The sequence below is a fragment of the Pseudomonas sp. GW823-FHT02C02 genome, assembly GCF_058797635.1.
In genome coordinates this window covers 231,109-255,559 of sequence record NZ_JBXAJV010000009.1, presented here as the reverse complement: position 1 = coordinate 255,559, position 24,451 = coordinate 231,109, and the positions used below count along the sequence as shown (strand labels likewise).

The following is a 24,451-nucleotide window of genomic DNA, read 5'->3' as shown; positions in this document are numbered from 1 at the left end:
TTCAGTCGGTTAGAATACCGGCCTGTCACGCCGGGGGTCGCGGGTTCGAGTCCCGTCCGCTGCGCCATATTCGGTAATCTGGAACGCTGAACGCCAGGTCACCACACAGAAAGCCCGCTTTATGCGGGCTTTTTGCTGTCCGGGATTTGGCTTTATTGCTCGGCGTTGCGGCTGTGGCGGTAATCGCTGACCGCTTCGTACACCGCCTTGCGCAGACGGTTGATCCCGCCAATCGGGCGATGAGCCTCAAGCCCGAACCACGGGTTGAACGATTGGTTATCGCATTGCACGTTTAGCGCTGGCGTGTCGAAGTCCTGGGCGGGCAGCCTGATCCGTGCCACGGTTTCGAACGGCGCATCCTTTTCCTTCCATTGGATACTCGTGTCCTCGATCGGCATGTACTTGCCCGGATCCTGGCGCTGGATCTGCAAGACAAAGCACGCGGGCACCCGATCCGTCGACAACTGCTGATTCAGCGCATTGCGTAAAAAATTCGGCAGCTTCTGGTTCTGCGCCGGCAACGTGTAGGCCGGGCAACTGTCAGGGTCGGGCGTCACCCGAAACTTCGCATTGGCGTTACCGAACTTGTAGGGCGAGACCGAAAAGTACGTCGTCTGTGTCGGACTTTCCGGCGCAGGGGAGAGTGTCGCCAAAGCGATAAACAGATGACGGACCTGCCATGTGCGCGGATCCCATCCGGGGAAAAACGCCATCAGCTTCTTGCCATCGGCCTGGGCGGCCACATTCTGACGGTATTCGGCGACATCGCTGACGAAGAAATTCGGATGGCTGAACATCACAAAGTCCTGTTCGCCACGGCTTTGTTGATCGGTGAGCAGTTGGTTGCCGGGCACGTCGTGCAACTTGATCGCCATGCCCCGGGCATCGCGGATACTGTCGAACTGTGGATAGGCATTGCCGTTGGACAGCCGCATCGTCGCTTGCCAGGTTTTGCCGGGTTCGCTGAATACGCCCTGACGCAGCGCTTGCGTCAGATCCGGCAGGACCTGGACTTCGGCCTTCACGCAGCCATGTGCCTTGGCGTGCGCATCACGCAGGTAGCGGGTGCTTTCCCGGTGCTGATCGACGATGCGCACGGCCGTCTGGATGATGTCCTGAGTCATCGCCGCTTCGCCATTCGGGATCAGTTCTTCAGCGGATACCGGTCCACTGTGCTGCCAGGCAAACCACGCCGTGGCCAGCGCCCAGCCGAGCACTCCCAGGCCCAGTACCCACAACAGGGTTTTGCCGAGAAAGGCGCCCAACCACATCCACAGTCTGCTCATGGCAATTGTGCCTCCAACGGGCCGCCCAACACTTTCAGATACTCCAGCAGCGCCCAGCGCTCCTGCGGTTGCAGCAGGCGACCGATGACGCCGTTACCCAACTTGCCAGCACGGAATTCGTGGCCGCTGTTGTGATTGCCGGTGATGCGCGTGTCGAACTTGAAGCCATTGGTAAAGGCCTCGGTGCGATAGCCCAGGTGCCTGGGGTCGTACTCGAACGTGCCTTTGAAGAAGGTCGTTGCGCGTTCATCCTGGGGCGAGAGCAGTTGATAGAGGCTTGGCACCGAACCGTTGTGCAGAAACGGCGCCGTCGCCCAGACGCCGGCCAACGGACGGGCCTTGTAGGCGCGCAATTCACGCACGCCAATCGGCAGGCCGAAGCCATCCATCTCCGGACGCTCGGCCTCGGGGATTTTCGCCTCGCGATAAGCACGGTTTCCGACGAAAGCGGTGACGTAAGCCAGGCCTTTGGCTGACGAGAGTTTGCTCATGTCCAGCGGTTCGGCGGGCGGCGGCTGCAACTGCACATCCAGTTTCGCCAGCTCCGCCGGGTCCCATTGCAAGGCGCTGAGGTCGAAGCGATGGTCGGCGATGTTATTGGCCGCGCCCGGGTCTGTGCCGATGTAATCCACCGGCAGCATTTTCAGGTGTTGCACCCAACGCCCGTTGGTCTGGACCGATCGAGGCACGTGGCACCCTGCGCAGTTTTCGCTGAATAATTCGCGACCTTTGACGGCCAGAGGCTTATCGACAGCGCCGAGCAGCGCTTCGGGCCAGGCCGGTGGTTTGAGCCGTTGCAGGGTTTGTTCGATCTGGTGCAAGTCGCGCAAGCGGACACTCGACGGATAGCGCTCGTCACCTTTGAGCGGCTGGCCATTGGCGTCGAAGAAATCCAGGGTGGCACCGACGCCCAGCGCTTCGCCGATGTTGCGGGCCATCGGTTGCTGCGCCGAACCGTTCCATTGCACCCAGTCGAAGGTCCACATGTCCCACAGTTGCGGGTAGTCCACCGGCGCATTCGCCACGCGGTAATTATCAGGTGAAATCGCATCGCCGAAGCTGGCATTGGCAATGCGCCCGAAAGCGTCGGTGCGGCCGGGGCCTTCCTCGGTCGGATAGAGCCCGCGATGGGTATCGTTCCAGGCCACTTTCACGAACATATTGAGGGAGGCTTTGAAGTCTTGGCGCAACTGTTGGCGGCGGGTGTCGTAGTCCTCGCCCAGCACGTTGCGGGCGAAACGTTCGAATTTCCACGGGTTGTAATAAGTCGAGACCAGACTGGCGACAAGTGCTTGTCCGAAACTGCCACCGCGTAGTGTAGGAACACTGGAAGGCAGGACATGCTGCGCCGAACCGCCGTCGATCCGCACGGCCTGGCCATTGAAACGCAATTCACCGGTGTGGCAGGCGGCGCAGGTGATGTCGAGGAACTCGTCCTGGCTGCCGGGGTTTTGATGGCGGGCAAACCCCACGGGCAAGTTGGCAGGGTTGTTCGGTGTGGCTTTCTGCTCGGGGTCGATCAGGAAACCAAAGCGTGCGAGGTATTCCGGGGCGGCGAAGCGTTGTTCCGAGAAGGGCAGTTCGAGCTCCTTGAACCAGTCATAGCGCAAGCCTTTGACCTGAGTGCCCTGGGGGGTGAAGTAGTAAGTCTGGCGGTCGGCGGCGCTCCACTGCTCGAGGTAATGCACCTGTTGTGCGGGGGACCAGGTCGGCAATTTCGGGTTGGCGACGTAGTACAGCACCACGGCGAGGCCCAGCCCCAGCAGCACAGCGAACAACGCCAGCAGGCGGAATAAGAGGCGCAAGATAAACATCCTTGTCGATTTTGTAGCTCTCTTATGCCTCAGTGCTTGAGGTGCGGCAAGTGGCCATTACGCCAGATGCTGTGGGATCCGGTATTCGTCTCTGTGGGGTCCAAGATGACAGAAGCTTCATCGCTGCAATCCCGAAATGCGTTAAAACACCTGAACTTATCAGAAGTTTCCTGCTCTCATGCCGGTAGCCATTGGTCGTGGCCGCCTGATAAGCTCGCGGCTTTACTCGATTGCCCTTTAGGCGCATGAACAAGGAAATAGCATGAAACAGCATCGGTTGGCGGCGGCGGTGGCCCTGGTTAGCCTGGTACTTGCGGGTTGTGACTCGCAGACCAGCGTAGAGCTGAAAACCCCGGCGCAAAAAGCTTCCTACGGGATTGGCCTGAACATGGGCAAGAGCCTGGCTCAGGAAGGCATGGATGACCTGGACTCCAAAGCCGTAGCCCAAGGCATCGAAGACGCCGTCGGCAAGAAAGAACAGAAGCTGAAGGATGAAGAACTGGTCGAAGCCTTCGCAGCACTGCAGAAGCGTGCTGAAGAGCGTATGGCCAAAATGAGCGAAGAGTCGGCAGCCGCCGGCAAGAAATTCCTCGAAGAAAACGCCAAGAAAGCGGGTGTCACCACCACTGCTTCGGGCCTGCAATACGAAGTGGTCAAGAAAGCTGATGGCGCACAGCCAAAGCCGACCGACGTAGTGACTGTTCACTACACCGGCAAGCTGACCGACGGCACTACCTTTGACAGCTCCGTCGACCGTGGCAGCCCGATCGATCTGCCGGTCAGCGGCGTGATTCCGGGTTGGGTCGAAGGCCTGCAACTGATGCACGTTGGCGAGAAGTACAAGCTGTACATTCCTAGCGAGCTGGCCTACGGCGCCCAAAGCCCAAGCCCGGCGATTCCAGCCAACTCGGTGCTGGTATTCGACCTGGAACTGCTGGCGATCAAGGATCCAGCAAAAGAAGACGCCGCCAAGTAATCAGCGTCTGCTTTAAAAACAACGCCTCGCTTTATGCGGGGCGTTGTTGCATCTGGCGTTCAGCGAGGGTAAACAAAGCGAACGGATGCTGTACGGTGCAGTCATAGCCATTGAGGACGCCGTGCTAGCCGCGCCGGCGCGCCAAGTCAATGAAATCTTGGGTTTTTTTATGTGAGTAAAAAACGCCCGATCTGAGTTGAGCCCTTATGAAACGGGGCTTTCAGCCGTGAAATATAGCTCTGTTCACAAGGTTATCCACAATTTGTGTGGATAACATTTCAGCGGGAGGAATGATGAAAGCACCTTGGAATTTCGCTCGTTTCCTGCCACTCGCCGGACGCCTGCTTGCCCGTGGACGTTTGCCGACCCTGCTGTTCGCCGTCGCCAGCAAAGGGGCCAGTCAGGGCAACCGATTGGGCAAACTCAAAGACGATCTGCGCCTGATGCAGGCACTGTGCCTGGCCTACTGGCGTGGGGAGTACCGCGCCATCAGCCCGAAGGCGCTGATCTCGGTGGTGGCCGGCCTGATGTACTTCCTCAGTCCGGTGGATGCGATCCCCGACTTCATCCCGGTATTCGGCATGCTGGATGACATTGCCGTGCTGGCCTGGTTGATGAAAGTCCTCGACGATGAACTCAATGCGTTCCGTGCCTGGCGCAAACGTCAGTTGCCGGAGAAGCTTGCGGTGGTGGAGCGGCTCCCCGATACACCTGAGCAACTTCAGCTTCAAGGCCCGAAAAAAACCTGATTCGATTGAGGATCGTCCTTATATTCATACCCCCCGCGACCGTGGCCGCTGTTAGGATTACACTTCTAGGGAAAAGTGCCGACTCGCTAAGTGTCGTTGTCCTACGGGGAAGTCATGGATATTCAGATAATCACACGCGAAGGCGAGCCCGAATACGCGGTTTTGCCGTGGGCTCAGTACCAGGCTCTACTGAAAGCAGCAGGCATCAACCAACAACCGGCGCCCGACACGCCGGCGCGTCAAGCCACATCATCAGACCCGATTCTTCCAGGTCTGGATCAACTACGCAGTTTGCGCGAAGGGAAGGGCATCGCCATCGAGGCGCTGGCCCGCACGGTAGGCATCAGCCCGTCTTATCTGGCCCTGATCGAAAGTGGCGAGCGTCTACCCGACGCTGCGATTCGCCGCAGTCTGGCCTGGGAACTGACGGTGCCAGGGTGGAGGGATGAATCGTGAGCGTCCGCATCAGTCGTCAACATTGGGACGGGTTGTTGGGTGAGCTGGATCAGGCCCGCCGCCAACGGCATCTGCTGACTTATCGAGCCTTGCTGGAACGTTTGCAGTTGCCCACGCCGGCCATGCAAACCCTCACCGCTGCGCTGGAGCATCTGGCTGCGCTGGACGCCAAGGCCGAGCAGCCGCTGCGCAGCTCGCTGGTGATCAGCCAGGGCGCCAGCCGCCTGCCACGCACCGGTTTCTTCGAATGCGTCGAGCGTCTGGGGCGTTTCTCGGGACCGTCCGACGGTGTCGCCGCCGCCTCATGGCACGCTTCGGAAGTGGTGCGCGTGTTCGAATACGAGTACCCGGAATCGGCGGAGGCCTGAGTGTTTTTACGCCTCAAGGCACGGGCCAGTTACTGGCTGGCCCGCCGATTGTTTCACTGGTCGTGGTTCGTGCGACAGCCCCGCGGCTGGAGCTGGCTCGAAGGCCAGTTCGCACGGATGGCCAATCTGGGTGATGTCGGCGCGCAAAGCTTCTATGGCCACATCCTGACCTTTCGTGGCGTTGGCCTTGGGGCTCGCGAGGAGGGTGTGCGATTGCTGCGCCTGGCGGCTTTGGCGGGGGATGGCAAAGCGGCGTATCAGGTGGGAGTGATCAGTTTGGCGGGGACGCCGAGCAAGGCGCCGGATCCGGTGGAAGCGGCGCGGTTCTGGCGGATTGCGGTGCAGGCTGGGCATCCGCTGGCGGAGATCAAGTTGAAAGGGTTGGAGAGTGGCGATACTGCGCAGTAATTGATGCGCCTGACTGCGGATGTCAGGTGTTAAGAGTTGAATCTGATCAAGGAAGATAAAACATTGAAAACAGCTTTCGGCGCCCTGTTTCTGGTCTGCCTGACCACGAGTGTATTCGCTGGCGATAACGCTATCGGTTTCCAGGCCTCTACGTTGCCAGACACGCAAAACGACCGCCCACTGGAAATGGTCGTCTGGTACCCCACCGCAACCACCGCCACCCCTCAATTGTTCGGCGACAACCCAGCGTTTGTCGGGGCCCTCGCCGTGCCCAACGCGCCACCGACCGCCGGCGAGCATCCATTGGTGGTGCTCTCCCACGGTTTCGGGGGTAATTGGATCAACCAGACATGGCTGGCCAGCGCACTCGCCCACAAAGGTTACATCGTGGCGGCAGTCAACCACCCCGGCAGCACCAGCAAAGACCGCACCCCTCAAGCTGCGGCGCAGTTATGGCGGCGGCCCGCCGACCTCAGCCGGGCCATCGACGCGGTCACGGCTCAGCCGCAACAATTCGGCGCGGTCGCCAAGCATCGAATCGCCGCCGTGGGCCATTCCCTCGGCGGCTGGACCGTCATGGAAACCGCCGGCGCCCGTTTCGACCCCGACCGCTTTGCCCTGGACTGCAAAACCCACACGAAGTTGGCCAGTTGCAACGTCTACCGACAGATGAACCCCGCCAGCACTTCGGTATCGAAGGCCCGGCTGGCCGCCGATTTGAGCGATAAACGTGTCACCGCAGTTGTTTCACTGGACCTGGGACTGTCACGCGGGATGACTGATGACAGCCTTGCGGGGCTGCCAGTGCCGACGCTAGTGATTGCGGCGGGCGTGCCTTCTGAGGAGCTACCCGCGCAGTTGGAGTCAGCTGACTTGGCTAAACGTCTGCCCCAAGCGTCGACGCGCTATGTCGAGATTAAAGACGCTAGCCACTTTAGTTTTATGGCGGTGTGCAAACCTGGAGCGGTAGCGCTTCTTGAGGAAGACGTGCCGGGAGATGGGATTATTTGTGGGGATGCTGAGGGAGGGAGGGCTCGGGAGGTGATTCAGGAGCAGGTTGCGTCGCTGATTGCGGAGTTTTTGGTGCAATCACCGCGCGACTGAAAGAGCGAGGGTGTATGGGACGTGGCGTGAGGGAAACCTCTCGCCACGTCCGCAAAGCAAATGCCTACGCTTCATCCTGATCCACCCTACGAAAAGCCGATTTCCCATCCAAAAAACCGCTTCATGGCGCTCGATGACTCTCAGCGACTTCGCGTTGCTTTGCGCCATTCCGTTGCATGAGGGCTGTGATGTGGTTAGGCGGCGGTTCGGATTGAATCCAGAGATTTTTGTTGTGTGGTCTGGCCTCTTCGCGGGCAAGCCTCGCTCCTACGGGAGATGGGTAGTCCACAATAGTTGCGAACGACAAAAAACCCTGTAGGAGCGAGGCTTGCCCGCGAAGGCGTCCGTTCAATCACCGCTGCCCGATGATCAAATCCTCGTTTTGCACCGGCACCACCAAACTATCAATCACATACACGCTATACCCCGCCACATTCTTCGCGTGATGCTTGGCCTGCGAAGCCATCTCTGCCAACTGGCTCGCATCGAGTTGTCCACAGGCCTGTGGGTGTAAATGCACGACGCCGATCGACAATGACAGCAGTGGAAACTCCTGGCGCATGCCCTGGCGATTCGGTGCGATAAAGCAGCCGGCTTCCAGGTGTTCGCTGCGGTAGAAGCGTCGGCACTGGCTGTGGAAGTCGTCCAGCAACTGGTTCAGACGTTTGCGCCAGTCTTCCGGGCCGAGCACCAGCAGGAAGTCATCCCCGCCGATATGGCCAACGAAGTCGCGGGCCGGGTCCACCCGATCGTTCAGGCATTGCGCCAGACACAGCAGGACTTCGTCCCCACGGCCGTAGCCATAGATGTCGTTGAAGGGTTTGAAACTGTCGATGTCGACGTAACAGATCACCGATTCCCGCTCCTGTTGCAGCAGCCGCGTCAGGCATTGCTGGATGGGCACGTTGCCTGGCAACAGGGTCAGCGGGTTGGCGTAGCGGGCCTGCTGGATTTTCAGTTCGGTAATCAGCTTGAGCACATCGATCACCCGGCCCAGGCCCAGATAGCCGCCGTTGAGGGTGATGATGAAGTCCTCCTCGATGCGCTGGCGCGCGCGGCTGGTGATCAAGCGACTGACTTGTTGCAGTGACTGGCTCATCTCCACGGCGAGGAAGTCGTCGTTCATCAAGCGGCTGATGGGCTTGCGTGCGAACAGGTCGGTAGCAAAGGGCTTGAGCAGTGCGTCCGAGAGCGAATGCCGATGGACGATGCCGCAGGGATGGCCTTGCTCGTCAAGCACCGCCAGTGAGTTCAGGTTGGCCTGGCGGCGGAAGGCTTCCAGCACCGTGGCCGTCGGTGTGTCCCGGGCCACGGCCGGTTGGTCGTTGAGCAAGGCGCTGAGGTCACTGGCGTCATCATTCAAAGCCACTGCTGTGCTTTCCCGTTTTGGCATCAAGACTCGGGCGTCGCGAGGTGGATGCTCTTGAGGCCGACACAGCAAGTAGCCTTGCACCAGATCGACGCCCATCTCGGTCAACACCGCGAGCTCTTCCGGCAATTCGATGCCTTCGGCGATCACTTGTGCCCGTGAGGCTTTGGCGATTTGCAGGATCGAGCCGACGAATTCACGTTTGAGGGCATCCTGGTGAATGCCGTCGATAAAGTGCCGGTCGATTTTCACGTAATCCGGCCGCAGCTCGGACCAGAGCCGCAAACTCGAATAACCGGCCCCCAGATCATCGAGCGCAATGGAAAAACCCATCGCCCGGTAGTGATGCAGGGCATTTTGCAGCAACTGGAAGTCGTCGGTCGGGGTCTGTTCGGTGAGTTCGATCACCACCTGGCTCGGCGGGATGCCGAAGTCCTGCAGCAATTGCAGGGTGCGACCCGGTTGGTGAGCGGCTTCCAACAGGGATTCCGGAGAGACGTTGAGAAACAGTTTGCCCGGCAGCTGTTGTTCATTGAAGCGTCGGCAGGCACTTTCACGGCAGGCGATTTCCAGCTCGCTCAAGCGACCGGCCTGGCGGGCAACCGCGAACAATGCGATGGGGGAGTGCAGCGGACTGTTCGAGGGGCCGCGAGTGAGGGCTTCGAAGCCGACAATGCGTCGCTCAGAGACGGAAATGATCGGCTGGAACAGGCTGTGCAAACCGCTTTGAGCCAGAATGGAACTCAATGCACTCAGCTGTTCGGTGGTGGTCATGGCGATCTCTGGCGATAAAAAAAGGACTGGGAGCCATGAGCTCCCAGTCCTTTATTTCACGACAGAATGATGACTGTTTGATGACGCTCCGGGGAGCGTCAGCATTAAATTGCCATCATTTTAGTGCTTGGCGACCGCGGTGTTGAGTTTCAGGTAGTCCAACAGAATCCGCCCGGTCTCGCTCAAGTAGGCATCGTCTTCTGGCTTGGTCTTGTCCGGCTCGGCCGCGATGGCGTCTTCGTCTTCTTTCTTCAGCTCTTTGAGCGGCTCTTCGCCCTTGGCCTTGCGACGGATGTTTTCCATCACCAGTTGCTTGGCTTCGATATCGGCGTGTTGCGCACGGCGATCAGTTTCATTGAGGCTGACGGTTTTCTCCGTCATCAGCTTCTGGGCCAGGGCCAGCTTGTCGCGAATGAACACGAATTCGGCGTCTTTGGCCGTGCGCACGTCATGCTCGGATTTGAGCTGCGTGATGTACGGTTTGAAAGGGTCGGCCGCCGGCTTGATGGCCGCGCGGATGGTGTCCCACGGCATGGCTTCCGGCAGGGCGCTTTCGCCGATTTCCTTGGTGTCGATGATCGACGGGTAATCGATGTCCGGCAGTACGCCCTGATGCTGGGTGCTCTGGCCGGAAACCCGGTAGAACTTGGCCAGGGTCAGTTTCAGCTCGCCATGGTTCAACGGCTGAATGGTCTGCACGGTGCCTTTACCGAAGGTCTGGCCACCGATAATCAGTGCACGGTGGTAGTCCTGCATGGCGCCGGCAAAAATCTCCGAAGCCGAGGCGGACAAGCGGTTGACCAGCAACGCCATCGGGCCTTTGTAGAATGCGCCCGGGTTTTCATCTTCCAGCACATCGACACGGCCGTCGGCATTACGCACCAGCACGGTCGGACCTTTGTCGATGAACAGACTGGTCAGCTCGGTGGCTTCCTGCAGAGAGCCGCCGCCGTTGTTGCGCAAGTCGATGACCACGCCGTCGACTTTCTCTTTCTGCAGCTCGGTCAGCAGTTTCTTGACGTCGCGAGTGGTGCTCTTGTAATCGGGATCGCCGGCACGGAACGCCTTGAAGTCGAGGTAGAAGGCCGGGATCTCAATGACGCCGAGCTTGTAGTCCTTGCCATCCTGTTTCAGGTTGAGCACCGACTTCTTCACTGCCTGGTCTTCAAGCTTCACCGCTTCGCGGGTGATCGGCACGATCTTGCTGGTCTGGTCGTTTGGCGCATTGCTGGCCGGAATCACTTCCAGGCGCACCACGGTGCCTTTCGGACCACGGATCAGCTTGACCACTTCGTCCAGGCGCCAGCCGACCACGTCGACCATCTCTTTGTTGCCTTGGGCAACGCCGATGATCTTGTCGGCCGGTGCAACCTGTTTGGTCTTGTCGGCCGGGCCGGCAGGTACCAGGCGCACGACTTTCACCTGGTCGTTATCGCTCTGCAACACGGCGCCGATGCCCTCGAGGGACAGGCTCATGTTGATGTCGAAGTTTTCCGCATTATCCGGCGACAGATAGTTGGTGTGCGGGTCGTAGGACATGGCGAAGGTGTTGATGTACGCCTGGAAGATATCTTCCGCACGGGTCTGGTCCAGGCGCGCCAACTGGTTTTTGTAGCGCTTGGTCAAGGTTTCCTGAATCTGCTTGGAATCCTTGCCCGCGATCTTCTGCCGCAAGACTTCGTCCTTGACGCGTTTGCGCCACAGGTCGTCGAGTTCTGCGGTGGACTTGAGCCAAGGGGCGTCCTTGCGATCGATCAGCAAGGTTTCCTTGGTATTGAAGTCGATTTTGTCGACGCCCTTGTTCAGCTCGGCAAGGGCAAAGTCCAGACGCGCTTTGACGCGGTCCAGGTAGCGCTTGTAGATGGTGAACCCGGCGTTGAGATCGCCGCTTTTCAGGAAGTCGTCGAACTGGGTCTTCCACTTGTCGAATTCGGCAATGTCGCTGGCCATGAAGTAGCTGCGCGACGGATCCAGCAGCTTGAGGTAGCTGTCATAGATGATCACGGAGCGCGCGTCATCGAGCGGCGGCTTGCTGTAGTGATGGCGCTTGAGCAGTTCGACGACGTTCAGGCTGGCGATCACTTCGTCACGATCAGGCTGAAGCTTGTCCCAGCTATTGGCTGCGAATGTATTGCTCGACATCGGCAACAGGCCGATACCAATGAATAGGGCTAGGGCGGTGCTGGGGAAAAAATGCTTCATGCTGATTCGACGCGGAGACAATTGATCACGCATATTAGGCCGTCTTTGAAGTCGCCGGTTCCACAAAGGGCCGGTCACATAATGCAAGAAAGCCCGGCGCTACAGCTACGGGCTCAGTCCAGACTCACTATGGAGGCACTGTGAAAGCATTGCAAGGCGTGGAAGGTCAAGTGGAGTGGGTTGAAGAGCCCAGTCCTACATGCGATGTAGGACAAGTTCGGATTCGAGTGGCGGCAGCAGGCCTCAATCGCGCCGATTTGTTACAGAAAGCAGGGCTTTATCCGCCACCGCCGGGAGCCAGTCAGGTACTGGGTCTTGAGTGTTCGGGGGTGATCAGCGAAGTCGGCCCGGGCTCGTCCTGGCAGGTCGGCGATCGGGTCTGCGCCTTGCTGGCCGGGGGCGGGATGGCCGAAGAGGTAGTTGTCGACGGACGGCATGTGCTGCCGGTCCCCGAAGGTTTGTCCCTGGCCGAGGCGGCGGCGTTGCCGGAGGTGTACGCGACCGTCTGGCTGAATTTGTTTCAACTCGCTGCGCTCAAACCGGGTGAGAAAGTTCTTCTGCACGCCGGAGCAAGTGGAATCGGTTCAGCGGCCATTCAGCTATGCAAGGCCTTTGGCAACCCGTGCTGGGTCAGCGTCGGTTCCGCCGAGCGTCTGGCTTATTGCGAAGCGCTGGGTGCGCAGGGGGGTGTGGTGCGCACGGGCGACCTGGACAGCTTGCGCGACCTGGGACCGTTCGATGTGATTCTCGATCCGGTCGGCGGCAACTACGCCGCGCTGAACCTGAAAATGCTGGCTCTGGATGGTCGCTGGGTGCTGATCGGCTTGATGGGCGGTCGTGACGCGAACCTGGATCTGGCGCAGGTTCTGGCCAAGCGCGTGCAACTGCTGGGCTCGACGTTGCGCAGTCGTGATGAGCAGTTCAAGGCGGATTTGTTCAGTGATTTGAGCCAGCATGTGTGGCCGTTGTTTGCTGAAGGGCGGTTGAGTCCCCAGCTGGCGAAGACCTACCCGATCAAGGACGCCGAAGCGGCGTTTGCGGAGTTGGCGAGTAATAAGGTGGCGGGGAAGCTGGTCCTGATAATCGACCCAAGCCTGACCTGAAGGACACACTGAACCTGTAGGAGCGAGCGGGCGGCGCTCCTACAGGGGTATCGGTTACTTCCAGATATGGATTGGCCAGCCGGCTTTTTCGGCGTGCTCAAGCAACACCGGATCCGGGTTCACCACGTGTGGGAAATCCACCTTCAACAGCAGCGGTAAATCGTTACGCGAGTCGGAATAGAAACTCGCACCTTCCAGATTCTCCTCTTCCGCATCCAGCCACTCCAGCAACCGGACGATCTTGCCTTCGCGGTAGGTCAGGGTGCCGACGGTCTGACCGCTATAAACGCCATGCGTCACTTCCAGTTCGATGCCGAGAATCTCGTCGATGCCCAGACGGTCGGCAATCGGCTTGACCAGGTGCGTGCCCGAGGCCGAGATCACCAGAATCCGGTCACCGGCCTTGCGATGGGCGGCGATGGCTTTGGTGGCGTCACTGAAGATGATCGGCTCGATGAAGTCTTCCACCCAAGGCCCGACCAAATGCTCGACCTCTTCCGGTGTGCGCCCGATCATCGGCTCCAGGCTGAAGGTCATATACTCCTCCATGCGCAGTTTGCCGTGGCTGTAAGCGTCCATCAGTTCGTTGTTCTGACGCATGAACGACTCGGGATCGACCCAGCCCAGGCGGCCCATTTGCGCGCTCCAGAGGGTGGCGCAGTCGCCGTGGATCAGGGTTTCGTCCAGATCAAAAATTGCCAAGGCCATTAGTGCGGTTCTCTCCGAGAACAGCTTCAAGCGGCAAGTTTCAAGCCGCAAGAAGTGATTGAGGTGGTGAGCAGTTTACAACTTGTCGCTCGCAGCTTGCAGCTTGCAGCTGTTTTCAAGCTACTTCACACAGGGCAGTCGGATCGATGGAAAGTGCCAGGCGCTGACCATCGGGGTGCAGATCGGCCGCCGAGCGGTTCAGCACATCCACCACCAATTCCACGCCCCGGGCTTCGACCCGATAGCGAATCACGTTGCCCAGCAAACTGTGGCTGCGTACTTGCGCATCAAGCTCGCCATTGAGGCTCAGCTCGATGGCTTCCGGGCGAATCGCGATGCGGTGGTTGATCGGCCGTTGCAGCAGTTTTGAGGCGCTGTCGGCGTCCAGCAGGTTGTAGTTGCCGATGAAACCGGCGGCAAACACATCCACGGGCGCGGTGTAGAGGGTTTCGGCGTCGCCGCTCTGTACGATCTTTCCCTGATTCATCAGGAAAATCCGGTCAGACATGGTCAGGGCTTCTTCCTGATCGTGCGTGACGAAGATCGTGGTCAGACCGAGTTCACGCTGGATCTGACGGATCTGTTCGCGCAGGTGCTTGCGAATCCGCGCATCGAGGGCCGACAGCGGCTCGTCCAGCAACAACAGCCGCGGACGGGTAACCAATGAGCGGGCGAGGGCCACGCGCTGGCACTGGCCGCCCGACAATTGATGCGGGTAGCGCGCGGCGAAGTCATTGAGCTCCACCAGTTTCAGCACTTCGGCGACACGCTTCTGGCTGTCGTCGGCGTTGACCTTTTGCATGCGCAGACCGAAGGCGATGTTCTGCTCCACGGTCATGTTGGGGAACAGTGCATAACTCTGGAACACCATGCCAATCCCGCGTTTCTGTGGGCTCATCGGAACCAGATCGACGCCCTCCAGCAGAATCTTGCCGCCATCCACCGACGTCAGGCCGGCGATGCAACGCAACAGCGTGGACTTGCCGCAACCGGACGGGCCGAGGAGGGTGACGAACTCACCTTTCTGGATTTCGCAGTTGATGTCGCTGAAGACGGTGGTGCCCGCGTAATTTTTTTGAAGATGTTGGACGCTGACATAGCTCATTCGCTTTTGTCCTTGTTCAAGATATTGGCCGCCCAGGTCAGAACCAGCACAAAGAAGAAGTAGGAAATCACCAGCGCACTGGTGAAGTGGCCGCTGCTGTTACGCATGTTGTTGAGGTAGACCTGCAAGGTTTCGTAGCGGGTGCCGACCAGGATGTTGGCGAACACGAATTCACCGAACAGGAACGAGAACGACAGCAGCAATGCCACCATCAACCCCTTGCGCAGGTTCGGCAGCACCACCAGGAAGGCGGCTTGCCAGGTGCTGGCACCGAGCAGTTGTGCGGCGTCCATCAGGTCGCGCAGGTTGATCGCTTGCAGGTTGTTGGTGATCGCCCGGTACATGAACGGCAGCGCGATGGTGAAGTAGCAGCCGATCAGAATCCACGGCGTACCGACCATCGCAAATGGCCCGGAACCGTAGAGCTGCAACAGCCCCACCGAGGACACCACCGGCGGCACCGCGAAGGGCAGCAGGATCAGGATGTTCATCAGCGCATCGAGTTTGGGGAAGTGGTAATGCACCACGAACAGCAGCGGCAGAATCAGCACCACTGACAGAATCAACGCGCCGACGCACACCAGCAGCGACTGCCCGAAGGCATGCAGAAAGCGCGGATCGCTCCACAGCTGGATGTACCACTTGAAGGTAAAGCCACTGGGCAGAATGGTCGCCGACCAACTGCTGGCGATCGAGTAGATCAACGTCCCGGCCAGCGGCAACAACAGAATGGCAAACAGCACGTACACCACCACCCGGTGATAGACACCGGCGGGGCCCAGTTCAGCGCGAGACATGGTAGCTCCTCTTCAACAGCAGCTGATGCACGATGGTCACCAGGGTCATCAACGCCACGAGTACCACGGCCAGCGCGCTGGCCAGGTTCGGATCCAGGGAAATGTCGCCGGACACCATCGCCGCGATGCGGATCGGCAGTACGTTGAAGTTGCCGGTGGTCAGCGCGTAAACCGTGGCGTAGGCGCCAAGCGCGTTGGCCAGCAAAATCACGAAAGTGCCTAGCAGCGCAGGGGTCAGCACCGGCAAACCGATGTGGCGCCAGAACTGCCAGCCGTTGGCGCCGAGCAGTTCGGCGGACTCACGCCAGTCTTCGCGCAAGGCATCGAACGCCGGATAAAGCAGCAGCACGCCCAATGGAATCTGGAAGTAGGTGTAGAGAATGATCAGCCCGGTTTTCGAATACAGGTTGAAGTCCTGAATGATCCCGGCCTGCTTGAGCATGATGGTGAAGCTGCCGTTGAACCCCAGCAAAATGATGAAGGCAAAGGCCAGGGGCACGCCGGCGAAGTTGCTGGTCATGTTGGCGAAAGCATTCACGAAGTTACGCAGTTTCGAGTCGACCCGGCGCAGGGAATAGGCGCCGAGCACCGCGATGATGATCCCGAATACGCTGGACCAGAAACTGATCTCGAGGCTGTACTGGATCGCTTGCAGATAGAACTTCGAATTGAAGATCTTGGTGAAGTTGGCCAGGCCCCAGCCGAACTCTTCCGATTGCAGGCTGTTGATCATTACCCAGACCAGCGGCGCGATCTCGAACACGATAAAAAACAGAGCGAAAGGCACCAGGCACAACGCTGCCAGCCATTTACCACGGGTCATGGCATTCACTTGAGCAGCTCCCGGCAGACAGGTTTGTCGTGGGCCACGCCCAGCAGTTCGCAGACCGTGCCGCAGATGTCAGTCTGTTTGGGCGCGGCGCTGGCGTTGAAGCTGAAGGCATCGCCCAGGACAAACAGCGGCACTTCCCGTTCTTCCGCCAGCAGGCCGTTGTGCGAGCGGTCGTTGTTCATGCCGTGGTCGGCGGTCACCAGCACTTGGTAGCCGGCGTCGAGCCAGGTTTGCAGGTAGTCGGCCAGGATAATGTCCACCGAGCGGGCACTGTTGCGGTATTGCGGGGTGTCGAGGCCGTGCTTGTGCCCGGCGTCGTCGATGTTCATGGGGTGGATCAACAAAAAGTTGGGCGCGTGGCGCAGACGCAGGTTTTCAGCGTCGGCGAACAGGTGCGAATCCGGGTAGTGATCGTTCCAGTAGAAGTGACCGTGCTGGATCGGCAGGTCGGGGTTGTCGGTGTGACGATCCCGGGCGGCCTCGAACGGCGAGCGGTTATACAACTCGCTGACCCAGTGATAGGCCGCGGCGGCGGTAGTCAGGCCGGCATCCGTGGCGTAGTGGTAAATGCTGCGCTGGTTGGACAGGCGCGCGACGTTGTTGTGGACGATGCCGCTCTCGATGGGCGGGACGCCGGTGAGGATGCATTCGTAAAGCGGTCGGGACAGGGCCGGCAGTTCGCACTCCAGTTTGTAGAGTGCCGCGCGTCCTGCGCCGACGTAAGCCTGCAGGTGCCCCAAGGCGTGGCGCGCGACTTCATAGTTGAGGCCGTCGAGCACGACAAGGATGACGTTGTGCTTCATAGGGGCAAAAACTCCGCGAAACAGACATTCATAAAACTTGAATTCACCACGGTCCACTGTGGGAGCGAGCCTGCTCGCGAAGGCGCCGGGTCAGTCAACACAGGTGTTGAATGTCAGTCCGCTTTTCGCGAGCAGGCTCGCTCCTGCATTTGGATCTCCATCAGCCCGACAGAAGTCGGGCTACAGGGTTATTTCATTTCGACGAGGACTTCTTCGTTCCACTTCTGCGGCAAAGCCTTGGAAGTCTTTTCCCACGCATCCGCGTCTTTGATCGGCGTGACCTTTTTGTACTGCTCGTTTGGCAGCAGCTTGGCCTGGACGTCAGCCGGCAGCTTGATGTGCTCGGCGCGGATTGGACGGGCATTACCTTTCGCCAGGTTGATCTGACCGGCATCGCTGAAGATGTATTCGCGGGTCAGCTTGGCGGCGTTCGGGTTCTTCGCGTATTTGTTGATGATGGTGGTGTAGCCGGAAATCACCGAACCGTCGGAAGGGATCAGCACCACGTAGTCATCGGGGTTCGCCATCTTGGCCTTGTAGCTCAGGCCGTTGAAGTCCCAGACCACGCCGACTTCGATTTCACCCTTTTCCATCGTGGCGATGGTCGGGTTGGCCATGGACAGGCGGCCCTGCTTGGCGATATCTGCGAACAGCAACAACGCTGGCTGCAGGTTCTTTTCGTCGCCACCGTTGGCCAGTGCGGCGGCCAGTACACCGTTGGCGGCCTGGGCGGCGGTGCTCACGTCACCGATCGACACCTTGTATTTACCGGTTTTCAGATCCGCCCACTTGGTCGGAGCTTCGGAACCGTGCAGCAGCTTCTTGTTGATGATGAACGCGATGGTGCCGGTGTACGCCAGTGCCCAGTTGCCGTCCTTGTCCTTGGCCCAGTCCGGGATCTGGTCCCAGGTGCTTGGCTTGTAGGGTTGCACCACGCCTTGTTTGACCGCGATCGGGCCGAAGGCTGCGCCGACGTCGCCGATGTCGGCACTGGCGTTGTCCTTCTCGGCGGCGAACTTGGCGATTTCCTGCGCCGAGCTCATGTCGGTGTCGATGTGTTTCAAGCCGTATTTCGTGGCCAGGTCTGCCCAGGTGCCTTTCCAGTTGGCCCAGTCATCGGGCATGCCGACGCTATTGACCGCACCTTCCGCTTTCGCAGCGGCTTCCAGGGTTTTCATATCATCAGCGGCCATGGCGGCGCTGCACATGGCAATGGTCGAGCCTAACAGTGATGCCAGGAAAAGCTTTTTCATCCGAAGCTCCTTTGGGCGTTTTCAACGCTGCGATTGCGGTTGTGTTGGTCTAGGTCAGCAATACCTGAGCCAATTTAGGCGCCGCTGATGACATTTTGATGTCGACGATCGGTCGGCCTACATTTTTCGAGCGGTGATGCTCAGGCTTGCGAGTAAGCGTAGACCATGGCTAAAGGGCTGATACGAAAGGACTTGGCCGTGAATTTGCAGGTGTCTGGCGCAACCGTTCGGCGGCTTTGTCATCTGCCAGTCACAAGCAGTGCCTAGGCTTGCAGGGAGTTGATGGAGCCAATTTGAATCACGGTTCTGCCCCGAAACAGTGCTGGTCTAGTCCAGATAGGTAACGTTGATGCGCATCGAGACAACCAAAGCGGTGACAGCCATCGGGCAGGTTCTGCAGGAACAGCTTGACCATGGCCTGTTGGCGCCCGGGAGCAAACTGCCGGCCGAGCGCAAGCTCAGTGAGTTGTTCGGCACCACGCGTATCACCGTGCGTGAAGCCTTGTTGCAACTGGAAGCCCAAGGGCAGATTTATCGGGAGGAACGCCGTGGCTGGTTCGTGTCGCCACCGCGCCTGGCTTACAACTTGATGCAGCGCAGTCACTTTCACGCGATGGTCAGTGCGCAGGGGCGGGTGCCGTCCACCGAGGTGATTTCGGCGCGGTTGCAACCGGCGTCGGCGGCGGTGTGTGCGTGGTTGCAGTTGCCGGCGCTGTCCAGCGTGATTCAGATCTGCCGGGCGCGGCGCATTGATGAGCGGCTGGTGCTCTATGTGGAGCACTACCTGAATCCGCAGTACTTTCCGGGGATTCTGGATTTCGATCTGAATCAGTCGATCACCGAGTTGTACGCCAGGCATTACGACTTGCACTACGGTCGGGTGCGTTTCGAGATCGTGCCGACGGCGTTGTCGGTGGATGCGGCGGCAGCGTTACGGGTGTCGGTGGGGAGCCCGGGGTTGCGGATTGCTCGGGTCAACTACGATCAGCACGAACGGTTGATCGATTGCGACCTGGAGTTTTGGCGCCATGATGCGATTCATGTTGGGGTGGATGTGGTTTAGCCAGGGAGACCGCGTCGCTCCCATCGCGAGCAGGCTCACTCCTACATTGGAATGCATTTCAAATGTAGGAGTGAGCCTGCTCGCGATGGCGTCCTCACAGCCACCCTATCAATCAAGTAGCAGATACATCCTTCTGCGGCCCACCACCGGCCGTCAGCACCTGCACACTCATTCGCGGCATCGCCAGGTCCATCCCGGCCTCATCCAGATGCCGCTTCAGCGACAGATTGAACGCCCGTGAAACCTCCCACTGCTTGATCGGCGCGGTCTTGAACCGCGCCCGAAGAATCGCGTTGCCCGACTCGAAACTTTCGACACCCTGAATCTCCAGTGGCGACCAGATATTGCGCCGTTGCAGCGGGTCGGCGCGCATTTTCTGGCCGACTTCGCGCATCAGCTTGATCGCCTCGTCGATGTCCATGCTGGCGGGCACCGCCACCCGGAAGATCGCGTAGCCGAATTCCCGGGAGTAGTTCTTGATGCTTTTGATTTCGCTGAACGGAATGGTATGGACGATGCCGTCGATGTCCCGCAGGCGAACGGTGCGGATGGTCAGGCCTTCGACAGTGCCGAGGTGGCCGCCGACATCCACGTAGTCATCGATAGCCAGGGAATCTTCGATGATGATGAACAGGCCGGTGATCAAATCCGCGACCAGCGATTGTGCACCGAAACCGATGGCCAGACCGATCACGCCGGCACCGGCCAACAGTGGCGTGACGTTCATGCCCATGTTCGCCAGCGCGACGATCAGCGCAATGATGAAAATCGCCACGAACAGCACGTTGCGGATCAGCGGCATCATTGTCTGCGCGCGGGCGTTGGCCAGGCCTTTGCGCGAGCGGGTGAGGGCGTGGTGCACCGCGGTGTCGCTGAGGATCCAGATCAGCCAGGCAAAAATCAGCGTACCGGCGAGGCTGAACAGTTTGACGCTGACTTCATGGCCTTCGCCTTCGGTGAAGGCAATCAGCGACATGCCCCAGACCCGCAGGCCCAGTTCGATGAAGACCAGCCAGACCACGAGATGGGCGAGGGTGTAGAAGAAACTTTTCAGGCGCTCTGAATACAGCGCATGACGCTTCACACCCTTTTGCGGTTTAAGCGAATGACGACGAACCAGTCCGTTGATGACCATGCACAACACCAGCAACACGGTGCAGATCAGCGCCTGGCGCAGTGCGGTGCTGGTGTCGCCGGCCGAGACGAAGGTGGCGAACAGCGAGATGCCCACCAGCACCAGCGCGGGCACGTACCAGAAGGTGCCGAGAATCTCGATGGTGTCGCTGAGCGCGCGGCGCGTCAGACGTCGGGACAACGGCTGGTTGCGGATCAGGTGGGCGATGGGGCGGCGGAAACGCAGGATGAACAGCCCGGTGGACAGCGCCGCCAGGACGTTGGCGACGGTGGCGGCGGAGTGGGCCAGGTGACTGCCCAGGCTGGCGACCAGGCGCGGATCGCTCAGTGCTTCACCGAATGCGGCGAAACTGCCGATCAGCCACAACGGTCGAAAGGCTTGATGGCGCAGGATGTACAAGGCCCGGTGACGATGCGGGCCGTCGAGCAAGGAAAACGCGATCACGCAGATCGCCGAAAAGCAGGTGCCGACCACCAGCGCGTAGGCCAGCACCATGGCCAGGCTTTTGCCCAAGGATGAGGGCAGGGCATAGCTCATGTAGACCGTGATGACCAAGGCAATCAGCCACGGCCCGAGTTTGCGCAGGGCGAAGCGCAACATGTCCAGGGCCTTGGGGTGTTGCGGCAGTTCTTCGGTGAGGCCGAAGCGCATGCGCACCCGGTGACTGACCCAGATCAGCGCAGCGGCCAGCAGGCTCCAGACCATCAGAATCATGGCGAAGGCAAAGATGATCGGCAGCCACTCGTTGGCCGGCAGCATCAGCGCGGTCAGTTCGTCTTTGGCCAGGTCAAATTCTTCGGACCAGCGCGTGAGCGGGCTGTCGGCACCGGAAAACTGTTTTTCGAAGGTGGCCAGTGTGCCGCCGATCAGGCCGAGTACGCCTTCTTCGGCGGCCGGCTGAGCCTTTTTGGTGACATCGCGCAGCTTTTTCAGGTCCGCCAGCAGTTTGCTCCGCTGCTGATCGTTCTCCAGCGACTTGATGACTTCGTCCAGTGATTGGCCCAGCGGTTCTTGCGCTTCTGGCTGGGCCTTTGCCGAACTGTTGAGCAAGCCCGGCAAACCGACCGCCTGGGCAGGCGCCATCGGCAGCAGCGTCATCAGGCAGACAAGGAAGAAACACGGCAGGGCGAAAAGACGAGCGAACACTAGGCGGTCAACCTCGGGGGGGGACGGATCGGCCGAGTGTACGAGCCCGTCAAAATCAATGCGAGCCAGGGGCAGGATTTATTCGTTGAGTTTGGCGAGGATCTTGAACACCACGGTGGCGAGGATCGTCAGCATGCCGATCCACATGGCGAACACGCCGGCGTTTTTGTCGCGGAAGTTGAAGCCGATTGCCAGCAAGATCATCCCGGCGAGAATGGGGATCAGCATGGCATGGAATGAAGACATCGAGATCATGGGTGACTGCCTTGTCGAAGGGGATAGCTTGAGTCTAGGTGGCTTTTGGGCGACCGGTGGTCAGAGATCAATCATGAATGCGGCGCGATCATTGTGGCGAGGCAGCTTGCTCCCGCTGGGTTGCGAAGCAACCCCAAACCCAGCTATCGCGATCTATGAGACAGCACGCATTCACCGGGGGTTGCGACTGCTGCGCAGTCGAGCGGGAGCAAGCTCCCTCGCCACAGATAGCATTCCGGCCATTCATTGGCGCGAAATTACGGCAATTCCTGGCAGGCGTAGAACGCGCTCAGCACTTTGACCAGGTGGGCCAGGTCGTGGCTGCCGCACAGTTCACGGATCGAGTGCATGGCGAACGTCGGCAGGCCGATGTCCACGGTGCGCACGCCCAGGTGGCTGGCGGTGATCGGGCCGATAGTCGAGCCGCAGCCCATGTCGCTGCGCACCACGAAGCTTTGCACCGGCACTTCTTCGGCCATGCACAGATGGCGGAAGAACCCGGCGGTTTCGCTGTTGGTGGCGTAGCGCTGGTTGCTGTTGACCTTGATCACCGGGCCGGCGTTGAGTTTCGGGCCGTGGTTGGCGTCGTGCTTTTCCGCATAGTTGGGGTGCACGCCGTGGGCATTGTCGGCCGAGACCAGCAAGGATTTCTGAATGGTGCGCACGAATTCGTCACCTTCAGGCAGCAGGCGACGCAAGGTTTGCTCGAGCATCGGACCATCGGCCCCGCACGCCGAGCAGGAACCGACTTCTTCGTGGTCGTTGCACACCAGCACGCAGGTTTCGTCGGTTTCCGCGGTCAGCAAGGCTTGCAGGCCGGCATAGCACGACAGCAAGTTGTCCAGGCGCGCGCCCGCGATGAAGTCGCCATGCAAACCGATAATGGCGGCGCTCTGAGTGTCGTAGAAGCTCAGCTCGTAGTCGAGCACCACGTCGGCATTCAGGCCATGTTCCAGCGCCAGCTGATTGGTGAGCACGGCGCGGAAGTCCACGCGCTCGTCACCGGCAAATTGCGCGAGGATCGGGGGCAGTTCGGTCTGGGCGTTGATGGCCCAACCCATATTGGCTTCACGATTGAGGTGGATCGCCAGGTTCGGGATGGTGGCGATCGGCGCCTTGAAGTCGATCAGTTGGCTCTCGACCTTGCCGTCGCGGCGGAACGTCACGCGGCCGGCCAGGGACAAGTCGCGGTCAAACCACGGCGCCAGCAGCGCACCGCCGTAGACTTCGACGCCCAGTTGCCAGAAACCCTGGCGCTGCAATTCCGGCTGGGGTTTGACCCGCAGGCACGGGCTGTCGGTGTGGGCGCCGACCAGGCGAATGCCGCCATGCAGCGGCGAATGCCGTCCCATCTTGATCGCGACGATCGACGAGTCATTGCGGGTGACGTAGTAACGACCGTTGGCTTCAGTGGTCCAGGGCTCGCGCTCGTCAAGGCGCACAAAACCCGCCGCTTCCAGACGCTGAACGAGGCTGGCAGTGGCATGGAACGGGGTAGGGGAGGCCTTGAGGAAGTCGATCAGGCCTTGGTTCAACTCTTCGCGCATAAGAAGCTCCAGACAGCAGTGGGCGGGAGTTTAACGTATTGGCCGAGGCCTTTGGGCATGACGTGAACCGGTCACGTCAGCTGGCAGCCTCTACCCGCTTTTTCAGGTACTTCATGATAATCCGCTCATCTTCGGGCTTTTCTGGCTTGGGCAATTGCGGGGGCCAGGCGTTCTGATGAGTCTCCAGCAGCTTTTTCTGTTGAGCCTTGTCCCAGCGAAGGATCTCCCGCGAGGCACATTCCCACCATTCGTGGCGGCAGGCCGTGTAGTACGGATGATCGGGTGCCGCGCTGCCGTAAAGCAGATCGCGGCCGACTTTGCGTAGGGCGCCACTCTGGTTACGCAGCTTCCATTTGATTTTCAGGCGCTGCCAGGCCGATGGGAAGGGTTTGACCCGCGGCACGTCCTGGCACAGATCGACCAACTGCTGGCTGAACCGCTCGCCATGTTGAGAAAAGAAATACGCCTGCATCGCATGGAAAAAGCGTTTTTCCGCGAAGTAGTGATAGATGAATTTTTTCGCTTCATGAACCGGTTTGTCGCGCATGGCGAACGACAGGGCGATCTGCTCGATGGTGTGGATGTCGAAGCCGTCCCGGGTCCATTCGTCGGTGAGCGTGATCGACTCTTCGAACAAGGCGCCATCTCCGTCGGTCACGCCGCACAATCCGCTGTTGTACAGCTTGAAACCATTGTCCGCGCTGACGCCGTGAGCCTGCAGGCAACCGCCGAGCTTCACATAGTCGGGGCGTTCACACACGTCCTGCCAGTCGTACTCGAAGCGATCCATCAAGTAGTGCTGCGGCTGAATCTGGTTGAAGATCAGGTTCGGGTCGCTGGTGAACAGCGTGTCGGTGTCGACGAAGAGGGTTTTTTCAGCAAGCTGCAGGCCGGCGGCAATCGCGCAGGCCTTGCGACGATGGTGATAGCCGTTTTCGCCTTGCCACAGGGTCAGGGTTTCCTGGGTCAGCATGACCGTTTCGACCGGCCAGCCGGCGTAGTCCTGAGGACGATCCGTGAGGATTCGGATGCTCGGGAGCTTGCCGTTCTTCGCGTGGGACAGCGCGGTCAAGATACTGAACTTGGCTTCGCGCCGGTAAACGTCCTGGTTGCCGTAGATCAGGTAGAGCAGTTGGTGTCGGGTTTTCTTGACGGGTGTTGCCGGGAATTCGGTAAAGCTCATCGGGATGGGGATCCT

At 59.7% G+C, this 24,451-nt stretch carries 22 protein-coding genes; 8 read left to right on the top strand and 14 right to left on the bottom strand.

Features of this window, described 5'->3' with window-relative positions:
* Positions 1-152: 152 nt before the first annotated feature.
* Positions 153-1,286, bottom strand: a complete 1,134-nt coding sequence (locus tag AC1ROI_RS18425; RefSeq protein WP_102595820.1) for a catalase family protein — start codon at positions 1,284-1,286, stop codon at positions 153-155.
* Positions 1,283-3,091: a di-heme-cytochrome C peroxidase gene (locus AC1ROI_RS18420; RefSeq protein ID WP_102595822.1), complete on the bottom strand. Its 1,809-nt coding sequence runs from the start codon at positions 3,089-3,091 to the stop codon at positions 1,283-1,285. Before AC1ROI_RS18420 ends, AC1ROI_RS18425 begins: the two co-directional genes overlap by 4 nt.
* Positions 3,092-3,362: 271 nt before the next feature.
* On the opposite strand from AC1ROI_RS18420, the gene bamJ reads away from it, so the two are divergent.
* The 6 genes from bamJ to AC1ROI_RS18390 all read left to right on the top strand — a co-directional run bounded on the left by bamJ (position 3,363) and on the right by AC1ROI_RS18390 (position 7,161).
* On the top strand, positions 3,363-4,076 hold the full coding sequence (gene bamJ, locus AC1ROI_RS18415; protein ID WP_010456752.1) for a BamJ family beta-barrel-assembly machinery protein: 714 nt from the start codon (positions 3,363-3,365) through the stop codon (positions 4,074-4,076).
* Between the two features lie 293 nt (positions 4,077-4,369).
* Positions 4,370-4,825: a YkvA family protein gene (locus AC1ROI_RS18410; protein WP_010456751.1), complete on the top strand. Its 456-nt coding sequence runs from the start codon at positions 4,370-4,372 to the stop codon at positions 4,823-4,825.
* Between the two features lie 114 nt (positions 4,826-4,939).
* Positions 4,940-5,281, top strand: coding sequence for a helix-turn-helix domain-containing protein (locus tag AC1ROI_RS18405; protein WP_077748155.1), 342 nt, complete (start codon positions 4,940-4,942; stop codon positions 5,279-5,281).
* Entirely contained in the window at positions 5,278-5,649 is a 372-nt protein-coding gene (locus tag AC1ROI_RS18400) for a hypothetical protein (protein ID WP_003223109.1), read from the top strand. Before AC1ROI_RS18405 ends, AC1ROI_RS18400 begins: the two co-directional genes overlap by 4 nt.
* Positions 5,650-6,057: an SEL1-like repeat protein gene (locus tag AC1ROI_RS18395; RefSeq protein WP_083376029.1), complete on the top strand. Its 408-nt coding sequence runs from the start codon at positions 5,650-5,652 to the stop codon at positions 6,055-6,057.
* Between the two features lie 63 nt (positions 6,058-6,120).
* A complete protein-coding gene (locus tag AC1ROI_RS18390) occupies positions 6,121-7,161 on the top strand; it encodes an alpha/beta hydrolase family protein (protein WP_102599433.1) in 1,041 nt (346 codons plus the stop codon).
* A gap of 352 nt (positions 7,162-7,513) precedes the next feature.
* Here AC1ROI_RS18390 and AC1ROI_RS18385 read toward each other — a convergent pair whose 3' ends face one another.
* Complete coding sequence (locus tag AC1ROI_RS18385) at positions 7,514-9,304, bottom strand: bifunctional diguanylate cyclase/phosphodiesterase (protein WP_102595825.1); 1,791 nt, start codon at positions 9,302-9,304, stop codon at positions 7,514-7,516.
* Between the two features lie 120 nt (positions 9,305-9,424).
* Positions 9,425-11,506 (bottom strand): carboxy terminal-processing peptidase, encoded by a 2,082-nt coding sequence (locus tag AC1ROI_RS18380; protein ID WP_172962143.1) that lies wholly within the window; start codon positions 11,504-11,506, stop codon positions 9,425-9,427.
* Between the two features lie 140 nt (positions 11,507-11,646).
* Here AC1ROI_RS18380 and AC1ROI_RS18375 point away from each other — a divergent pair, with 140 nt between their 5' ends.
* Entirely contained in the window at positions 11,647-12,609 is a 963-nt protein-coding gene (locus AC1ROI_RS18375) for a zinc-binding dehydrogenase (RefSeq protein ID WP_077748159.1), read from the top strand.
* A gap of 54 nt (positions 12,610-12,663) precedes the next feature.
* Here AC1ROI_RS18375 and AC1ROI_RS18370 read toward each other — a convergent pair whose 3' ends face one another.
* The 6 genes from AC1ROI_RS18370 to AC1ROI_RS18345 form a co-directional block, all read right to left on the bottom strand.
* The gene (locus AC1ROI_RS18370; RefSeq protein ID WP_102595823.1) at positions 12,664-13,317 is read right to left on the bottom strand and encodes an HAD family hydrolase; all 654 of its coding nucleotides are present in this window, start codon (positions 13,315-13,317) and stop codon (positions 12,664-12,666) included.
* Positions 13,318-13,432: 115 nt separating this feature from the next.
* Positions 13,433-14,422: an ABC transporter ATP-binding protein gene (locus AC1ROI_RS18365; RefSeq protein WP_010456726.1), complete on the bottom strand. Its 990-nt coding sequence runs from the start codon at positions 14,420-14,422 to the stop codon at positions 13,433-13,435.
* On the bottom strand, positions 14,419-15,219 hold the full coding sequence (locus tag AC1ROI_RS18360) for an ABC transporter permease (RefSeq protein WP_010456724.1): 801 nt from the start codon (positions 15,217-15,219) through the stop codon (positions 14,419-14,421). Before AC1ROI_RS18360 ends, AC1ROI_RS18365 begins: the two co-directional genes overlap by 4 nt.
* Positions 15,206-16,042, bottom strand: coding sequence for an ABC transporter permease (locus tag AC1ROI_RS18355; RefSeq protein WP_154501365.1), 837 nt, complete (start codon positions 16,040-16,042; stop codon positions 15,206-15,208). The genes AC1ROI_RS18360 and AC1ROI_RS18355 overlap by 14 nt, the downstream gene beginning before the upstream one ends.
* Positions 16,043-16,047: 5 nt before the next feature.
* Positions 16,048-16,854 carry an alkaline phosphatase family protein gene (locus AC1ROI_RS18350; RefSeq protein WP_077748161.1) on the bottom strand — a complete coding sequence of 269 codons (807 nt, stop codon included), beginning with the start codon at positions 16,852-16,854 and terminating at the stop codon, positions 16,048-16,050.
* A gap of 188 nt (positions 16,855-17,042) precedes the next feature.
* On the bottom strand, positions 17,043-18,107 hold the full coding sequence (locus AC1ROI_RS18345; protein WP_077748162.1) for an ABC transporter substrate-binding protein: 1,065 nt from the start codon (positions 18,105-18,107) through the stop codon (positions 17,043-17,045).
* Between the two features lie 349 nt (positions 18,108-18,456).
* On the opposite strand from AC1ROI_RS18345, the gene AC1ROI_RS18340 reads away from it, so the two are divergent.
* On the top strand, positions 18,457-19,170 hold the full coding sequence (locus AC1ROI_RS18340; protein ID WP_010456716.1) for a UTRA domain-containing protein: 714 nt from the start codon (positions 18,457-18,459) through the stop codon (positions 19,168-19,170).
* A gap of 112 nt (positions 19,171-19,282) precedes the next feature.
* Here AC1ROI_RS18340 and AC1ROI_RS18335 read toward each other — a convergent pair whose 3' ends face one another.
* The 4 genes from AC1ROI_RS18335 to AC1ROI_RS18320 form a co-directional block, all read right to left on the bottom strand.
* Complete coding sequence (locus tag AC1ROI_RS18335; protein WP_010456714.1) at positions 19,283-21,451, bottom strand: mechanosensitive ion channel family protein; 2,169 nt, start codon at positions 21,449-21,451, stop codon at positions 19,283-19,285.
* Positions 21,452-21,529: 78 nt separating this feature from the next.
* Positions 21,530-21,706, bottom strand: coding sequence for a hypothetical protein (locus AC1ROI_RS18330; RefSeq protein ID WP_008031437.1), 177 nt, complete (start codon positions 21,704-21,706; stop codon positions 21,530-21,532).
* A 257-nt stretch (positions 21,707-21,963) separates the two neighbouring features.
* Positions 21,964-23,253 (bottom strand): M18 family aminopeptidase, encoded by a 1,290-nt coding sequence (locus AC1ROI_RS18325; protein ID WP_027922480.1) that lies wholly within the window; start codon positions 23,251-23,253, stop codon positions 21,964-21,966.
* A gap of 76 nt (positions 23,254-23,329) precedes the next feature.
* Positions 23,330-24,436, bottom strand: a complete 1,107-nt coding sequence (locus tag AC1ROI_RS18320) for a hypothetical protein (RefSeq protein WP_102595779.1) — start codon at positions 24,434-24,436, stop codon at positions 23,330-23,332.
* Positions 24,437-24,451: the final 15 nt, after the last annotated feature.

Bases quoted from the DNA above. Each gene is read 5' to 3' on its own strand.
- AC1ROI_RS18340 (WP_010456716.1), top strand. From the start codon at position 18,457: ATGCGCATCGAGACAACCAAAGCGGTGACAGCCATCGGGCAGGTTCTG.
- AC1ROI_RS18405 (WP_077748155.1), top strand. From the start codon at position 4,940: ATGGATATTCAGATAATCACACGCGAAGGCGAGCCCGAATACGCGGTT.
- AC1ROI_RS18365 (WP_010456726.1), bottom strand. From the start codon at position 14,422: ATGAGCTATGTCAGCGTCCAACATCTTCAAAAAAATTACGCGGGCACC.
- AC1ROI_RS18425 (WP_102595820.1), bottom strand. From the start codon at position 1,286: ATGAGCAGACTGTGGATGTGGTTGGGCGCCTTTCTCGGCAAAACCCTG.
- AC1ROI_RS18325 (WP_027922480.1), bottom strand. From the start codon at position 23,253: ATGCGCGAAGAGTTGAACCAAGGCCTGATCGACTTCCTCAAGGCCTCC.
- AC1ROI_RS18350 (WP_077748161.1), bottom strand. From the start codon at position 16,854: ATGAAGCACAACGTCATCCTTGTCGTGCTCGACGGCCTCAACTATGAA.
- AC1ROI_RS18345 (WP_077748162.1), bottom strand. From the start codon at position 18,107: ATGAAAAAGCTTTTCCTGGCATCACTGTTAGGCTCGACCATTGCCATG.
- AC1ROI_RS18320 (WP_102595779.1), bottom strand. From the start codon at position 24,436: ATGAGCTTTACCGAATTCCCGGCAACACCCGTCAAGAAAACCCGACAC.
- AC1ROI_RS18355 (WP_154501365.1), bottom strand. From the start codon at position 16,042: ATGACCCGTGGTAAATGGCTGGCAGCGTTGTGCCTGGTGCCTTTCGCT.
- AC1ROI_RS18360 (WP_010456724.1), bottom strand. From the start codon at position 15,219: ATGTCTCGCGCTGAACTGGGCCCCGCCGGTGTCTATCACCGGGTGGTG.
- bamJ (WP_010456752.1), top strand. From the start codon at position 3,363: ATGAAACAGCATCGGTTGGCGGCGGCGGTGGCCCTGGTTAGCCTGGTA.
- AC1ROI_RS18380 (WP_172962143.1), bottom strand. From the start codon at position 11,506: ATGAAGCATTTTTTCCCCAGCACCGCCCTAGCCCTATTCATTGGTATC.
- AC1ROI_RS18385 (WP_102595825.1), bottom strand. From the start codon at position 9,304: ATGACCACCACCGAACAGCTGAGTGCATTGAGTTCCATTCTGGCTCAA.
- AC1ROI_RS18370 (WP_102595823.1), bottom strand. From the start codon at position 13,317: ATGGCCTTGGCAATTTTTGATCTGGACGAAACCCTGATCCACGGCGAC.
- AC1ROI_RS18410 (WP_010456751.1), top strand. From the start codon at position 4,370: ATGAAAGCACCTTGGAATTTCGCTCGTTTCCTGCCACTCGCCGGACGC.
- AC1ROI_RS18330 (WP_008031437.1), bottom strand. From the start codon at position 21,706: ATGATCTCGATGTCTTCATTCCATGCCATGCTGATCCCCATTCTCGCC.